This is a genomic window from Winogradskyella epiphytica, from assembly GCF_003217215.1.
Classification (GTDB): Bacteria; Bacteroidota; Bacteroidia; order Flavobacteriales; family Flavobacteriaceae; genus Winogradskyella; species Winogradskyella epiphytica.
Genome location: NZ_QJTD01000010.1, coordinates 29,444 through 47,960, shown reverse-complemented (window position 1 = coordinate 47,960; position 18,517 = coordinate 29,444). Strand labels below are relative to the sequence as shown.

The 18,517-nt window shown below is 36.9% G+C and carries 5 protein-coding genes and 1 pseudogene; all 6 read left to right on the top strand.

What is annotated here, in order from left to right; genetic code table 11:
* Window positions 1-96: 96 nt before the first annotated feature.
* A pseudogene (locus tag DFQ11_RS14125) lies at window positions 97-441 on the top strand (aspartate aminotransferase family protein); the annotation flags it as partial.
* 312 nt (window positions 442-753) lie between these two features.
* Window positions 754-5,814 carry a discoidin domain-containing protein gene (locus DFQ11_RS14120; RefSeq protein WP_110476529.1) on the top strand — a complete coding sequence of 1,687 codons (5,061 nt, stop codon included), beginning with the start codon at window positions 754-756 and terminating at the stop codon, window positions 5,812-5,814.
* A 302-nt stretch (window positions 5,815-6,116) separates the two neighbouring features.
* Entirely contained in the window at window positions 6,117-11,681 is a 5,565-nt protein-coding gene (locus DFQ11_RS14115) for an RICIN domain-containing protein (RefSeq protein WP_110476528.1), read from the top strand.
* Window positions 11,682-12,273: 592 nt separating this feature from the next.
* Window positions 12,274-14,760, top strand: a complete 2,487-nt coding sequence (locus DFQ11_RS14110; protein ID WP_110476527.1) for a discoidin domain-containing protein — start codon at window positions 12,274-12,276, stop codon at window positions 14,758-14,760.
* Between the two features lie 220 nt (window positions 14,761-14,980).
* On the top strand, window positions 14,981-16,516 hold the full coding sequence (guaA, locus tag DFQ11_RS14100; protein WP_110476525.1) for a glutamine-hydrolyzing GMP synthase: 1,536 nt from the start codon (window positions 14,981-14,983) through the stop codon (window positions 16,514-16,516).
* A gap of 42 nt (window positions 16,517-16,558) precedes the next feature.
* On the top strand, window positions 16,559-18,466 hold the full coding sequence (locus DFQ11_RS14095; RefSeq protein ID WP_110476524.1) for a LysM peptidoglycan-binding domain-containing protein: 1,908 nt from the start codon (window positions 16,559-16,561) through the stop codon (window positions 18,464-18,466).
* Window positions 18,467-18,517 lie beyond the last annotated feature (51 nt).

The window sequence follows — 18,517 nt, the reverse complement described above, 5'->3', positions numbered from 1 at the left end:
TAACACGTTCCTTAAGTGATAATCGTTTATGCTTTTTTGTATTCATACAACAAATCTAAAATTTTGATTTGTTGCGTTAAGTTATTGAATTCGGACTTACCGCTTTGGTTTTCATTAGCTACTCACGGAACAGATCGTTATAAGCAAGCTGTAGAACGCGGTTTAGAACTTGCTCAAATTGCAGGGAAAATGATTGAAGCACATCCAGATTTAGAATTGGTTAGAGAGCCTAGCTTATCTTGCGTCTTATACAGAAGAAAAGGATGGCAGCCTGAGGATTATACCAATTGGACTTATGAAAATCACAGAAAAGGCTTCGCTTTAGTGACTCCCACAAAATGGAAAAATGGAGATAATTTTGAAACGGTTTCACGCTTCTGCTTCATTAATCCTGATACTACACAACGCGATATTCAGATGATATTAGACAGTATGACTTAAAATAACTTCATAAAAAATTTACAACTTCGCAAGTTAATAACGCATTAGAGAACCAATAAACATTCAACGAATATATTCAATAAGAAGTTTCACAACTATGAATTGTAGATTCATAAGTGTCTCATAATGAATTGGTTTGCAGCCTCTTGTTTTAGCTGTTAAAGAAAGTTAGACGAAAAAAACAGCCGTTGGTCTCAAAAAAAGTTGAGCTTAGAATAATTTATGTTAATTGTGCAAAAATGGACGTAAGGGCCATTTTATTTTCAATCAATTCCAACCGTAATTTAAATTACTAACTCAACTTTTGCTATTATGAGTAATTCTAACTTTACTAATCTTTTTATTCTGCTAATTCTATTTAGCTTTAAAAGTTTTTCACAAAACCCGGAAATGGAAGGACAATGGAGTGATCCTATTTCCTTTGACATAGTGCCGGTCGCTGTTGCTAATTTACCAGATGGTAAATTACTGACATGGTCTTCTAAATATCATGATAATTTTGGAGGCGCTGACGGATACACATTTACGCAAATATTTGATCCGACTATTGGATCAGATGGCGATGTATTGCCAAGAACAAGAACGCAGACCAACCATGACATGTTCTGTCCAGGGATTAATAATTTGGCAGACGGTAGAATTATGGCTACTGGAGGAAGTTCAAGTGAACGTGCAAGTATTTATGATCCGAAATTGGATTTATGGACTAGAGCGGATGATATGAATATTCCACGTGGTTATCAAGGAGCTGTAACCTTAGCTGATGGATCTGCATTTACTATTGGTGGATCGTGGAGTGGAGGAGCTTACGGAGGCAGAACCGCCGAGCTATGGACAGAAGAATCTGGATGGCGCGTACTTAATGGATTACAAGGAGAACTACTTTGGAATGCAGAAGATAGTAACAGAGAGCCTGAAGGAGAATTTAGATTAGATAACCACGCTTGGTTATGGGCTGCACCAAATGGAAAAATATTTCATGCTGGACCAGGGGAAACTATGCATTGGTTTGATGTATCTGGTGATGGGTCTTTTGAAGTCATTGGCCAAAGAGGGGATGATAAATCGTCCATGAATGGAAATACAGTGATGTTCGATATTGGAAAACTTCTAAAAGTAGGTGGTAACGGGTCCTATGATGGTGGCGATATAAGCAACACAAATGGTTATGTGATTGACTTTAATGATGAAAATAACGTTACTGTAGTTCCAACAAGTAATGAATTGGCCTATGGAAGAATATACGTCACTAGCGTAGTGCTTCCTAATGGAGAAGTATTAATTTTAGGTGGAATGAATACCTCTGATGTGTTTTCTGATGTGGGCGCTCATTTGTCTGCAGAAATGTATAATCCAGACACCAATTCGTTTACAACCTTGGCTAGTATGCAGATACCTAGAACGTATCACAGTGCTGGTATTTTGTTAAATGATGGTCGTGTATTTATTGGTGGAGGTGGACTCTGTGGAAACTGTCCTGTAGGTGGCGCCAACCATCCGGATGCAGAAATCTTCAGCCCACCTTATTTATTCGATAGTAATGGCGATTTAGCAGTTCGTCCAACATTAAATGCTCCAGATAATGCATTTTATGAGAATATTTTACCAGTTACGGCATCCGCTGATGTGACTGAATTCGCTTTTGTACGAATGTCTTCGGCAACACATAGTGTGAACAATGAACAACGTAGAATTCCTGTCACATATACAGAATCGAATGGGGCCTTCTTAATAGATATGCCTGATGCGAACTTAATGCCTCCAGGGTATTATATGTTATTCGCATTGAATGCAGACGGTACTCCTAGTATGTCTGAAACGGTTCTAGTTGGACCACCAGAGGCAAGGGTTCAAGGGGATAACTTAATTGTTGAATTTGAGTTTTTTGAAGGAAGCAACGCATTTATAACAGATACTTCAGGTAGAGGTAATAATGGTGAAATTAAAGAAAGAGATGATAATGGGAATCCAATACCACTTAGTACGGAATATTGGACGCAAGATGGTTTTTCAGGGAATGCCCTTGAAATGGATGGTATGGAATTTACGTCTAATACTATAGTTGAAATACCAACCTCACCTTCACTAGCCGCACTAACCGACCAAATTACCGTTATGGCTTGGGTTAATAGAAATACGGGAAGTGTCATTCCAGAAAATGGGGAAATACCCAATGTTGCCATATTTGCACATGATTATGCCTCCTTCTTTTTTGGTTATCATAATTCACTCTATAAATTGGAGTTTTTTACAGATAATGGAGGAGCAGCAAGTTGTTATACCGGCGAGTATAACCCTGGCGAATGGGAGCATCTTGTGGGAACTTATGATGGAGAAGTGGCAAGACTTTATGTCAATGGTCAACAAATTTGTAGTGATGTAGTAACGGGGAATCTCCAAATTAATACAGCCGAGCCAATATATAATACATTTACCTTATCTGGCTTTTATGACAGACGTCCAGCTCCAGTAGTAGGCTATGGAAATAGTAGTGGTATTACGGATGAGTTAGACGGAAAAATGGATAAATTTAAATTATATGATATTGCTCTTACTGCAGAGGAAATTCAAACGATTTATAATAATGAATTAGGTATCGTTGTAGACGGTAGTTCATGCGAAGATTTAGAAATTGTTTATGAGATTAACGGAGAAAGCAATAGCGGCGCTTCAGAAATAACGCTTAATGAAGGTGATGATTTGGGTTTATATCTTAATTCTAACTCTGTAGATTATACTGTAAGAGCACCAGATGGTAGCATTTTAAATGCTAATGAAATTAATGGAATTACTAATGCTGATGCAGGTCTTTATACGATTAATAGTTCTTTGGAATTTCAGTTTCAAGTAGATCCAATGCTCATCTCGGTAAGTTCGGAAGAGCTCACTAATGAGGCAGCTGGGGCATTAAATGCGCTAGATGGAAATCCTGATACTTATTGGCATACGGAGTGGGAGTATGGTGGACAAACAACAGATCCAGGTTATCCACACGAAATGGTTTTAGATTTAGGTGAAGGATCGGTCTTAAATGGATTTACTTACTTGCCTAGACAAAACAATCAAAATGGAAGAATAGGTGATTTTGCGATTTATATTAGCGATTCAACCTCAGATTGGGGGAGTGTGGTTGGAACAGGAACAGGAGGAAATAATCTAAACGCACAAACAGTAACTTTTCCTGCAACGGAAGGAAGATACCTTCGATTCGTAGCTATAAATCCAGCGGTAGCGGGGCAGCCTTGGGCCTCAGCAGCCGAACTAAGTGTGATCAGGGCTACGCCAGCGGTGGTTTATGTAGATAGTGAAGAGATTATAGATGAATTTGCGCCAGCTGTAAACGCTACGGATGGAGATCCAAATACAATTTGGCATACAGAATGGGGTACGCATAATGAACCTTATCCTCATGAGATTCAAATTGATTTAGGTGCAGAAACAACAGTTATGGGTCTGGATTATTTGCCGAGACAAGATGCTGAATTAAACGGGACAATTGCGGGTTATGAAATCTATGTTAGTAGTAGCGCGACAGATTGGGGTGATGCCGTGGCCACATCTGCAGAGGACGGTGAATGGGCGTATAATCACGACTTGAAAACCGTCAATTTTCCAGAAAAGCAAGGGCGATATATTCGTTTGGTAGCCACTCGGGAAGGGGCTAATCAGGCTTGGGCCTCAGCGGCAGAAATAAGGGCTCTAACTCCAAAAAACCAATGTGTTAAGACGATTCAAGTTAATATTGAAAATCCGATTACATATACTTATATCAATGGAGACTGGGATGCGAATGGCAACCCTACAAACGGAGTAGCCACATTAATAGATACTATTGTAATAAATGATGGCGAAGTTGAAGTTACTACAGATACATTTTGTGATGAGCTCATCGTTCATCCTGGTGCAGCTGTTGTATTAAGTTCAAATGCGAACTTAACAGCGAATACCATTACTTTGAATTCTGTTTCAGACTCTTATTCTAGTTTAATTGTTAATGATGCTAATGTCGTTGGAGAACTTAATTATAAGCTCTTTGTAAATAAACTTGGCACCTCTGCAGGCGGTGGTAATGATTTGGTGTCTTCTCCTGTAGAGAATGCAGTATTTGATTTTGATTTTACAGATATAAATCCAAATTTACCACAGCATCCTAGTGATTTTGGAGTGTATGCATTCGCACCTTATAATGTAGCAAATGGAGCATATGAGAATATGGATATTGGCCCATATCGTCAAGAGGCTATTCCTCTAGAATCAGGAATTGGTTATAGAGCAGCGACTACGGATCCGGATGGAGGAACACTAACGTTTAAGGGTGATGTACCTACCAACGATATTTCTAATGTTCAAATTGTTGACGAAGCCGCAGGGTTTTCATGGAATCTTATAGGAAACCCTTATCCATCTTATTTAGATTTTAATGACTTCTTTACTGAGAATTCAGGTCAGTTTGCTCAGGGTAACCTATTTCAAGCTATTTACGGATATAAGGGAACTGGTGGAGAATGGACAACTTGGAATTGGGCAACTATCGCCGATCCTGATATTAATAACTTGATTGCTCCTGGTCAAGGTTTCTTCGTGAAATCTAAAGATGGTGGTGGTTCAGTAAATTATACTACAACTATGCGTCGCACCGGATCATCCGATGATTTTATTCAAGGAAGATCCCCTAATTCTAATTTTGGATCTAGTAAAATATACCTAAAAACAGCTAACATTTCGAGTACTACACAAATCTATTTTATTGAGGGAACATCAAGAGGATTGGATGTGGGGTATGACGCAGCCTCTTTTAAAGGAAGCGCGGCAGCGTTTAGTATATTCTCAAATCTAGTAGAAGAAAATACAGGAGTAGATATGTCTATTCAAACTTTACCTTTTGAAGATTTAGCTAGTGTAGTGGTGCCTTTAGGAGTGAATGCTGAAGCTGGGATAGAGTTAATTATAGGAATTGATGATATATCATCTTTACCAGAGCATACAAATGTTTACTTAGAAGATACTCTTGAAAACACACTCACCTTGTTGAACGAGGCAGAATATGGGTTTACTTCTGAGTCGAGCTTAAGTGGAACAGGACGTTTTTATCTGCACTATTCAAATTCAGTATTGTCTATTAGACAAAGTGAATTCGATAGTTTACATGTATATACGACTTCAAATCCAAAGTTGTTAAACGTAAAAGGGGAGTTAAACGAAGCGACAAGTCTTAATTTATTTGATATACAAGGACGCTTAGTTATAGACCAGCCTTTAAACCATTTTGATAACCTAAACTCTGTTGATATTTCAGCCATCGGGACAGGGGTGTATATTGTGAAAATTTACAATGATAGTCAGGTAAAAACACAAAAACTTATTATAAAATAAGCACATAAAATAAGCAATGAAATAAGGCTGCTCTAGTTTGGGCAGCCTTTTTTTTGCGTTAAACCTAAGTAGGATTATAAGTTAAATAACAACATCCTTATAGCTACTTTCATTCAGAAATTTAGATTTTAAAATTATTAAGATACAAATCGACATAAAAATGATCATTTACAGGGGGCTAAGTAGTTAGTTTTTCGAATAATAGATGTTTTGTCGAAAAAAAAAGCAAGTTGGCGTGATAAGACATTTATTGAACAAAATTTGCTTTTATTTATAACGCTATTAATTAAATTCAATCTACAATGTTTTATTCTATCAAAAGAATCAAGTTACTACTTGTATTTTTAGGATTATCGATTTTTACTATTTTAAGTGTCGCACCCTATTTTTTTGGACCAGGACTAACTACAGCAGTTCCTGTAGGCGAATTTCTAAATAGTAACTTCCCTGATCTAACATTATCCGCGCAACCTTATAGGCCGGCATTTCCAAATTTAACCTTTGATTCTCCTTTAACATTTGCTAATGTACCTAATAGCAATGTTCTAGTTGTAGGACAACGTAATGGGGAAATTTATTGGTTTGATAACGATGAAACAGTCACTTCTAAAAATCTTATGGCAGATCTGTCGGATAGAGTAGGAATGGTATGGGATGGTGGATTCTTAGGTTTAGCTATTCATCCCGAGTTTGGAACGCCAGGTAATAATTATTTTTACACTTATTACACTTCTAAGGATAGTCTAGGTAATGATTTACCCAATTCTTTTTCAACTGGATTTGGTTGTTATAGAGAGGATTATTGGGGAGGCTTTCTTTATCTGAGACGTTATGAAGTGGATCCGGTAACCTTCGATCTTGATGTAAACTCTGAATTAACCATGATTAAGCTAAGAATGTTTAGCTGTACACACCGTGGTGGTTCTATGGATTTTGGCAATGATGGCTTTTTATATTTAACTACTGGAGAGCAGTCGGCTTACATGAAGCCACAGGATATAAGTACCAACTTAGACGGAGGCGTACTTCGTATTGATGTCAATCAAAATCCAGCCTTAAGTCATCCTCCAATTAGAACCTTGGATACGGGGCGTTTTGCAGATGAAATTTCTGGTGTGGGTTATTATATTCCTAATGACAATCCTTTTGTGGATCCGTCAGGGAGTGTTTTTGAAGAGTATTATACTTTGGGACATAGAAACCCTCATAGAATGACTAAAGATACAGAAACAGGTGTTTTCTATATTGGTGAAGTTGGAGAAAATACACATGAGGAAATTAACGTGGTCAAGCCCGGTAAAAATTATGGATGGCCTATGTACGAAGGCTATGTGACGGGACCTGGAGATAACTGTGGCGATATGTATAACAATATGCCACATGAAGGACCTTTGGTAGCTTTCCCGCGTTCAGAAGCAAATGCTATAATAGGTGGTTATGTGTATCGTGGAACGAGTATGCCAGATTTATATGGTAAATACATATGTGCAGACTACGGTTATGGTGAAGAGATTTGGTCGGTAGATATCAATACTGGAGAATATGAACTTATAACCTCATTCTCGCCAACAGATATCATGTCCTTCGGTGAAGATGGAAATGGAGAACTTTATTTATTAAGTCAAGGAGACGGTGTTTTCTTATACCGATTAACCCAAGTTAATGAATCGCCACATGATTCTGCACCTCAATTACTTTCAGAAACAGGTGCGTTTCAAGATTTAGAAACCTTGACACCTAATCCCGGTGTCATACCATACGATTTAATTGAGTCTTTTTGGTCAGACGGTGCTGAAAAAAAGCGCTGGATGGTCATACCTAATGACGGTACACATGATACCCCACAAGAAAAAATTAGTTTTTCAGAAGACGGTGATTGGGAATTTCCAGTAGGTTCTGTGCTTATAAAGCATTTTGAAATGCTGATAGACGAATCAGATCCAAGTATCACAAAACGTTTGGAAACTAGATTTTCTATTAAGGCAAGTACGGGGCATTTTTACTTCTTAACTTATAAATGGAATGAAGATGAAACCGATGCCGTCTTATTAGATTCTCGTTTAGAGGAAAATATTCAAATTACTCAAACCGATGGCTCTACAAGAAACCAAACCTGGACTTACCCAGGAAATCCCGATTGTATCTCTTGTCATAATCCTGCAACAAAAGGAACATTGGGCCCAAGAACTAGGTATTTAAACTCAGAGATAAGCTATCCTACCACTGGCTTAGAAGCCAATCAGTTGGTGACCTTAAGTCATATTGGGATATTAGATGAAACTATTGACGACAATACAGTCTTAGGTTATCAGACCTATAAAGCTTTAGACGATCCTAATGCCACCTTAGATGAAAAGGCAAGGTCTTATTTAGATCTAAACTGTGCCTATTGTCACAGACCAGGAGGAACCGGAGAGCGTGCGCAATTTGATTTGAGACTGTCTAACAGCTTGGTTGAAACTGGGCTAATGTATGCGGGGACTAATACACCTATTGGTGTTCCCGGTGAGCGAATAGTGATTGCAGGCGATGCCGATAACTCAATTCTTTATCATAGAACAGAGAGTGTAGACCAATCTATTGCTATGCCGCCAATTGCAAAAAATGTCATGGATCAAGCAGGTGTAGACCTCGTCTACGAGTGGATCAATCAATTAGACCCTAATTATGAAGATCCTACAATTCGCAATTCTACCTATATAGTAACAAATGTAGGAAGTGGTTTGGTAATGGATATAAATGGGGTCTCACAAGCAAACCTGGCAGATGTTCATCAATGGACTTATGGTGGCGGTGATAACCAAAAATTTATAATTGAATCAGCTGGAGGTATTTATTATACACTAAAAGCCGTGCATAGTAATAAAAATATCGATGTAGAAGCTCAAGGTCAGCAACCGGGAACTAATGTGATTCAATATCAGGAAAACGGCACAGACGCTCAATTATTTAGTTTTGAATATCTAGGTAATAATCAATATGCTATAAAGAGCAAGGCGAATAATCTTTATTTAGGTATAGAAAATAACTCTCTAGTCAATGGAGGAAGTATAAAAACTTATGAAAATGACGGTTCTGATTTCTTTAAATGGGGCTTCACAGACTTACTATATGAGCCAGTAACAGGAGTCGCTGTAACACCAGAAACAGCATCGGTTTTTATTGATGAAACTTACATGTTAACGGCCTCTGTTTTACCCGAAAATGCAACAGTGCAAGATGTTATTTGGTCGTCTAGCGATGAATCAATTGCTATTGTTAATTCGGTAGGTGTAGTGACTGGTATTAATGAAGGAACTGTAACTATAACGGCAACCACAGTAGAAGGATCGTTTACAGATTCTGCTCAAATAACGGTTTACGAAGGATCTTCACTTCCGGCGTCTACCTATACCATAACCAATGTGGGTAGTAACTTGGTCATGGATATTTTCGATGCTTCTCTAGATAATTTTGTTAATGTTATTCAGTGGCCAAATAATTTGACAGAGAATCAACAATTTATTGTTGAACCAGCTGGAGGAAATTATTATACGATCAAAGCTGTTCACAGTAATAAAAATGTGGATGTCGAATATGCAGGTCAGGATCCTGGAACTGAGCTTATACAGCATGATGAAAATGGTACAGATGCACAACTGTTTTCTTTTGAATATCTTGGTGATGGCACCTATGCCATACGAAGCAAAGTCAATGGCCTATATCTCGGAATAGAGGGCGATTCAGATAATGCAGGTGCCAATATTGTGACCAACCCTATTAACAGTTCAGATTATTTTAAATGGGGCTTTAAAGACCTATTGTATTGTAATGGGACTATAGTAGATCATACGGATCCGGTTGGTACAGGTACCATTCTGGCTAGCGGTGAAATAAATGAAGCAGAAAATAGGTTTAAAGCTTTTGATAATAAAAACACAGCAGGTGACTTTAGTAAGTGGTTAGATAATGCTGGTGTTCCAACCGAGGCCAACCCTAGTTATATCTCTATAGAGTTTAATGATCCAAAATTGGTCACTGAATTAATAATTACAAGTGCAAATGATGTTCCTGATAGAGATCCGGAAAATTTTAAAATCTTAGGATCTAATGGTGGGGCATTTACAGAATTAGGAAGTTGGGCTAATGAAGTGTTTCCTAGCCGATATTTATCCCGAAGTTTTAGATTTGACAATTCTACACCGTATACAATATATAGACTGGAAATTACCAAGAATCTAGGCAATCTCGGAATGACACAGTTATCCGAAATAGAATTAATAGGTTGTGATAGTCCTGATGGCGTTTTATACACTTATGATAATGGATGGTCGCCAGAAGATCCTACAGGTATTTCTAATATTTATGATTCTATAGTCATAAATACAGGCGAAGCTATTATTTCAAGTAATACTGTTTGTGATGATATTACCGTTAATCCTGGAGCGACACTAACGATAAATACGGGGGTAACTATGACCGCAAACACGACGACTTTAACCTCAACGTCTGAATCTTATTCAAATTTAATCCTAGACGGTACTATCGAAGGTATTGTGAAATATGAGCGATATACAAACGTTATTGGAACTTCTGCTGGTGGAGGAAATGATTTAATTTCTGCCCCATTAGCGAATATAGAATTTGGACCGTTTGCAGCAGAGAATGCATCAAATTTAGCAGCATCTGGTGATATTAGAGCCTTTGCGCCCTATAATACCTCGGCAGGAGCCTACCAGAATTATAATGTCACAGCTAATGCGACTACAGAATTGGCTTCGGGAGTTGGATATAGAGCAGCTACTACTGATGGAAGCAATTTAATATTTACAGGAGATGTTCCAACTGGAGAGGTCACTATAGGAATAACAGATGCAGCTGCTGGTTATGCTTGGAATCTTATTGGGAACCCTTATCCATCTTATCTCGATTTTAGTGAGTTTTTTGATGATAATCATGAAAAATTCCAATCAGGAGGAGCGTTTCAAGCTATCTACGGTTATACCGGGAATTCTGGCGAATGGACGACATGGAATTATGCAACCATTGCAGACCCTAGTATCAATAATTTATTAACGCCTGGACAAGCTTTCTTTGTGAAGTCAAAAACAGATGGAGCAGTAGTGAGCTTTAAGCCAACAATGCGTAAAATAGGGTCTTCCGATGATTTCATCTTAGGAAGGGCTTCAAATGCAAATTTTGCATCTACAAAACTCTATTTAAACAGTGGGGCTAGTATAAGTAGTACACAAATCTACTTTATAGAAGGTACAACACGAGGCTTAGATGCAGGCTATGACGCTAGTTCTTTTATGGATAATGCTGCAGAATTTTCTATATACTCAAACTTAGTAGATGATAATACTGGAGAAGACTTATCCATCCAATCCTTGCCTTATGAAGACTTATCAGATGTCATTGTTCCTTTAGGCGTAAATGCACCTGCAGCGGTTGAATTGACGATAGGCATTAGTGATTTGTCTACATATCCGGAAAACACAAATATATATCTAGAGGATAGACTTGAAAATACATTCACCTTGTTAAACGAGACGGAGTATGTATTTACACCAATTCTAGATTTAAATGGTACTGGGCGTTTCTATCTTCATTATACCAATACGGTATTGTCAGTAGGTCAAATAGAGTTAGACAACTTAAGAATATATACTACAGCAAATCCAAAATCTTTAGTGGTGAAAGGTGAATTAACAGCAGCATCAACCATCAATCTATACGATATACATGGTAGAGTGGTTTTAACTCAAAAGTTAGATCAGTACCAGGTGTTAAATACCGTTGATATTTCCAGAATAGGAACTGGTGTGTACTTTGCTAAAGTATTTAATGATAATCAAGTGAAAACACAAAAACTAATAATTAAATAGTGCTTGTCCTAACTTGATTAGAACAAGTTAATTGACGAGGAGGAATATTGACCTTCCAAATAATTTAAAATGAAAAAGGAGTAGAAACTGAAAGGTTTTTACTCCTTTTTTTATTTTAATAAGATGACTGCTTGTGTTAGCCGAATTGTGATGGATTGAAGTAAAGAAAGAATACGGTGGTATAACTATTTGAAGAATTTTTATTTAAATCAGAGTTAATGTTTATTGAAGCAGTTAATATGATTTTTTTTATTCACCTAAACAACTGATAATTCGGGGTGTAGGGTTTGTGCCCTGTAGTTCGTCGAAAATATTGTTACTTTGTCTATAATCTATGGTTGAATTTGTAAGAATTCTGTTTACTTTTGTAGCACTCACTTGATTATAACCTTTTTTGGTGATTTCTTATAATGATCAATCTAGTTACAATTAAGGATGAAACATGAAGTAATGAAACCCTAGGTATAACCACAATTTAGACGGTTATACAGAGGAAGATATAAAAGCTAAGGTAACCACCAATTAATACATACTAATTTTTATCAATTTCGAAATAAAACTAAAATTACCCATTCTACTTGCTTTATCACTTTTGATAGCACAAAATGTTTTTTCTAACAACACAGAAACCTATAGCTCTCCGCAGTGTCCTCAGGAAGGGCAGACCTGTGATGATGGTGATGCTAATACTATTAATGATGTCTTGGATGCGAACTGCAATTGTGTAGGTGTTGTGCCAATTGCTCAAACTTGTGATGATGTACAAATAGCCTATCAAATTAACGACGGAGCTAGAGTTAATAACGCCACAACTGTGACTGTTGGAGAAGGTGAAAATATCACTCTGTTTAGTAATTTAGACTTAAGCAATTATACGATTAAAAATAGTCAAGGAATTACTGTAGACAATAATGTTATTAGTAATATTTCCATTGCACAGGCAGGAGTTTATACACTAGAAACCACTCTCGGAAAAACACTAAAAGGACAGGGTGAACTTAGTATATCAGGTTATTCGAGTCAAGAAATACAAAACGCGGATGAAGGTGCGGCAGTTTACGCCATAGATGATAATAACGGGACTAGATGGCATACGCAGTATAGCCAAGAAAATTTATCAACACCCCATTATATAGAATTGGATTTAGGTGCGGTATTTAATGTGTCTGGATTTCAATATAGACGTCGTACAGATCAATATCCAAATGGAATTATTGAGAAGTATCAAATTTATGTAAGCAATACTACTCCTGTAACTACATCACCAGAAAATCTTATAGCTAGCGGTGACTGGGGGCAATCTACTTCATCAGCGCCTGGTGATGTGGAAAGAGTAGCAGATTTTAACGGTAGTATTAAAAGTGGCCGATACGTAAGATTAGTTGCAACTGAAACATATTCAGACACGGGTGCAAGCTATGCAACTGCTGCAGAATTACGAGTTGTAATTCAATGCACCAAAACCATACAAATTGATGTAGACCCAAAAGAAACTTATACTTATACAGACGACACTTGGTCACCGGAATCCCCTATTGATATAGCCACATCAAACGACACTGTGACTATCGCTTCAGGAGATTTGGTGTTAGCTGATAATCTATCTATTGACAACCTTACCGTAGCGCCTGGTGCTTCACTTACTATAGCTTCAGGGGCAACATTATCCGCCAAAACCACAACCTTACAGTCCAACTCAATGACGTATTCAAGTTTAATCCTTAATGGTAATATTGAAGGGACTGTAAAGTATGAGCGATATACAAACGCAATTGGAACTTCCACTGGTGGAGGTAATGATTTAATTTCTGCCCCATTGGCGAATATAGAATTTGGACCATTTGCAACAGAGAATGAATCAATTTTAGCGCCATCTGGAGATATTAGGGCTTTTGCACCTTATAATACGGCGGAAGCAGCCTACCAAAACTATGATGTCAGAGCTACAGCTAATGAGGCTACAGTATTGACTTCAGGAGAAGGATATAGAGCGGCTACTATAGATGGAAGTAACTTAATATTTACAGGAGATGTTCCAACTGGAGAGGTCACTATTGCAATAACAGATGCAGCTGCCGGTTTTGCTTGGAACCTAATTGGGAATCCTTATCCATCTTATCTCGATTTCGAATCGTTTTTTGAAGTAAATAAATCTGCTTTACGTTCAGATGGAGCGTTTCAAGCCATCTACGGTTATACTGGGAATTCGGGCGAGTGGACCACATGGAATTCAGCAACCATATTAGATAATAATATTAATAGTTCAATCACACCTGGGCAAGGGTTCTTTGTGAAGTCAAAAGTAGGTGGGGCTAATGTAAGCTTTACACTGGCAATGCGTACAACAGGATCTTCAGATGATTTTATTTTAGGAAGAGCGTCTAATTCAAATTTTGCATCTACAAAACTATACTTAAATAGTGAGGCTAAAGAGCGTAGCACACAAATCTACTTTATAGAAGGTACAACACGAGGCTTAGATGCAGGCTATGATGCTGGTTCTTTTATGGATAGTGCAGCAGAATTTTCTATATTTTCCAACTTAGTAGAAGATAATACAGGATTAGACTTATCAATTCAATCCCTGCCTTATGAAGACCTAACAGGAGTAATAGTGCCTCTAGGGGTTAATGCACCTGCAGCGGTAGAATTAACAATAGGAATTAGTGATATGTCGTCATATCCTGAAAATACAACTATATATTTAGAGGATAGATTAGAGAATACATTTACGTTGTTAAATGAGACCGAGTATGTGTTTACACCTACATTAAATTTAAATGGTACAGGTCGTTTTTACCTTCATTATTCTAATACGACATTAGGAGTGGGGCAAAATGATTTAGATATTCTGCAAATTTATGCAGAATCTAATCCAAAACGCTTACATGTAAATGGACAATTAAAAGCGTCAACAAAAGTGAATCTTTACGATACGCAGGGTCGATTGGTTTTAAGTTCGGTTTTGAATGATAGAGACGTGCAAAACACCATCGATATTTCTATGATTGGAACGGGAGTTTATATAGTAAAAGTGTTTAATGGTATGCAGAGTAAAACTCAAAAGCTTATTATTTAAATAACTAATGAAACAAATGACATAAAGAAAAGCTGTTCTACAATTAGAGCAGCTTTTTTTTTTTGTTTAGAGTTTATAATTCGCCATGAGGTAATAAATAATAGATTCTCTTTAGTATAACCATAATTAAGAGGACTGCTGTTGACAATATCTTGATAATTGTGAATCAAAATTTGATAAAGGTTAATCAAAAATCTAAAATCAATTACTATTTTTGCGCATGCAACACAACAAAGTACTTATATTAGATTTCGGGTCGCAATACACACAGCTTATTGCGCGTAGAGTTAGAGAGTTAAACATTTATTGTGAGATTCATCCTTACAATAAAATTCCTTCAGATTCAGATAGCTTTAAAGCGGTTATTTTATCTGGTAGTCCAAACTCAGTTAGAGGAGAAGCCGTGCTTCATCCTAACTTAGAAGGTATCAGAGGAAAAAAACCAATACTTGCCGTTTGCTATGGAGCACAATATTTAGCCCATTTTTCTGGTGGCGAAGTGGCAGAATCAAACACAAGGGAGTACGGAAGAGCCAACTTGGATTTTATTAAATCTGATGAAGTTTTCTTCGAAAACATTCACCAAGGTAGCCAAGTTTGGATGAGCCATAGCGATACCATTAAAAAATTGCCTGCAGGAGGGGTGCTTTTAGCAAGTACCACTGATGTAGAAAATGCCGCATATAAAATTGAAGGTGAGCAAACTTACGCGATCCAATTTCACCCTGAAGTGTACCATTCTACAGATGGACATCAACTTTTAAATAATTTCCTTATTAAAATTGCAGAAGTAGAACAAGACTGGACGCCACAATCTTTTGTGGAAGAAACCGTTGAAACTTTACAAACACAATTAGGAAACGATAAAGTCGTTTTAGGATTGTCAGGAGGAGTAGATTCATCCGTAGCGGCCATGTTATTACATAAAGCTATTGGTAAAAACCTTTACTGTATCTTCGTAAATAATGGCTTATTACGTAAAAATGAGTTCGAAGATGTCCTCAATCAATATGAAGGTATGGGCCTTAATGTTAAAGGTGTTGATGCTTCGGCACGCTTTTTGGATGCCTTAGCAGGATTGAGCGATCCAGAGGAAAAAAGAAAAGCCATTGGTCGTGTGTTTATTGAAGTTTTTGATGATGAAGCACATCTTATACAAGATGTAAAATGGTTAGCGCAAGGAACAATTTATCCCGATGTTATCGAAAGTGTTTCAGCAACAGGAGGTCCAAGTGCCACTATTAAAAGTCATCATAATGTCGGAGGATTACCTGATTTTATGAAGCTGAAAGTCGTAGAGCCATTAAAAGCCTTATTTAAAGATGAAGTAAGACGGGTTGGGGCTTCTATGAATATGGATAGCCAATTATTAGGGCGTCATCCATTTCCAGGTCCAGGATTGGCCATCAGAATTCTTGGAGACCTAACGGCTGAAAAAGTACGTATATTACAAGAAGTTGATTTTATATTTATTAATAATTTACGATCTTGGGGATTATACGATAAAGTATGGCAAGCCGGTGCTATTTTATTACCAGTGAATAGTGTAGGTGTTATGGGCGATGAACGGACCTATGAAAAATGTGTAGCTTTAAGAGCTGTAGAGAGTACAGACGGAATGACGGCCGATTGGGTAAATTTACCTTATGAGTTTTTACAGAAAACGTCTAATGAAATAATTAACAAGGTGAAAGGTGTGAATAGAGTAGTCTATGATATCAGCTCAAAACCACCCGCAACCATTGAGTGGGAATAATAACGTAACTTATTTAGAGTAGGTTATAGTAAAAGAATATACATGAAAAAGATTTTAACCATCGTATTAATTGCGTTTACTATGGGTTTAAGTGCTCAAAATTATATTGAGCATACGGTACAACCAGGTGAAACTATCGCAACTATTGCCAAAAAGTATTTGGTAACACCTTTCGATATTTATGCACTAAACCCTGATGCTAAACGTAAGTTTCAGCCTAATACGGTTTTAATCATTCCTAATACTAAAGTAAAGAATGAACCTATAGCTGAAGAAGGTCGTGAAATAATTGGATACGAAAAACATAAGGTTCGTCGTAAAGAAACATTATATGGTTTAGCTAAAGAATATAATGTAACCGAGGATGAAATTAAAAAAGCAAATCGCTTTTTATATTCGGAAAATTTAAAGCGAGGAGATAGAATTAGGATTCCACGTTATAAAACAGTGGTTTCTAGACAGACCTTAAGTAATACGGTTAAAAAATATACCGTTCAGCCAAGTGAAGGTAAGTGGAGAATTGCTTATAAATTCGGAATTACGGTTCCTGAATTAGAGGCTTTAAACCCTTCTATGAACGACGTTATTCAGCCAGGAGATGTGCTTAATGTACCTAATATCGAAGATAAAGAGGAAAAGGAGATTGAGTCCGCTTATGGTTATTATGAGGTTTTACCTAAAGAAGGTTTTTACAGACTAAAAGTGAAACTTGATTTAACTCAAGAACAATTAGAACAGTTAAATCCAGAATTGAAAGAAACAGGTTTAAAAGCCGGAATGATTTTAAAAGTTCCAGCCGAAGTGGATACCACTACCAAATTAGAATCTGTAGGCACAACTAATTTAAAAACGAGTTTATCTAATTTTAAAACTAAGAAATTGGCATTAATGATGCCATATCAACTTAATAGAATAGATGTAGACTCAGTAGAAGAAGCGAAAGCAAGGATTAAGGATAATAAGTTATTATCAATAGTATTAGACTTTCATGTAGGTGTTTTAATGGCTTTAGATTCAGCTAAACAATTAGGAATATCTACAGATCTAAAAGTATTTGATACACGTCGTCAGGCATCTACCGTTTCTAGTATATTAGAGGATAACGATTTTTCTAAATATGATGCTATCATCGGTCCAATGGAAGATAGTAATTTTAACCGAGTAGCCCTAGCTTTAAAGGGTGATCGAGTGCCTTTGATTGCTGCAATGAACAAACCAAAGGATGTTTATAGCAACGTATTTCAAACCATACCTGAAGATAAATTATTGACAAAGGCTATGGTCGATTATGTAAAAGCAGATAGTTTAAAGACAAAAGTAGTCATCATTTCAGATCGTGCGAATAGAGCAACCAGTGAAGCCTTGCAAAGAGAATTTCCTAATTCTAAACTTATTTTCACATTGACGAGTAGTAAAGACGCCTCGAAAGACTTACTTTATATAAACCCTGCGAGTTTGCAAAATGTATTTCCATCTGGAAAAACTTATGTTTTTTTAGAAACGGATGATAATGCATTTGCCTCAAGTGTTATTAGTATGATAAATGGCTTAAGAACGAATCGAGCAGAAATTATACTAGCAACAACCGATAAAAACAAAGCTTTTGAAGGTAAGGATATTGATAATAATTATTTGTCAAATTTACAATTTCACTATCCATCTATTTACAAAGATTATGACGAAACCAAAGACAATGGTTTTGTGACCTCTTACCGCAAGGAATATGGAGTAACTCCAAGTAAATATGTAGCGAGAGGTTTTGATATTACTTTAGATATCCTAATGCGTTTGGCTTCTGCTGAAAACCTATATGACGCTTCAGTAAATACTGTGGAGACGGAGTATATTGAGAACAAATTTAGGTACAATAAAGCCTTATTTGGTGGTTATGTTAATGAAGCTGTTTATGTGGTGAAATACAGTGATTTAAGAATTGTTGAAGCCAAATAAATTCATTCAAGTCCGCTTGCTTTTTAAATTAATGATGAAGCACTACAGTGT

What these genes read in the sequence shown, in the direction of transcription:
- DFQ11_RS14120 (WP_110476529.1), top strand. Translation starts at nt 754, where the DNA reads ATGAGTAATTCTAACTTTACTAATCTTTTTATTCTGCTAATTCTATTT.
- DFQ11_RS14115 (WP_110476528.1), top strand. Translation starts at nt 6,117, where the DNA reads ATGTTTTATTCTATCAAAAGAATCAAGTTACTACTTGTATTTTTAGGA.
- guaA (WP_110476525.1), top strand. Translation starts at nt 14,981, where the DNA reads ATGCAACACAACAAAGTACTTATATTAGATTTCGGGTCGCAATACACA.
- DFQ11_RS14095 (WP_110476524.1), top strand. Translation starts at nt 16,559, where the DNA reads ATGAAAAAGATTTTAACCATCGTATTAATTGCGTTTACTATGGGTTTA.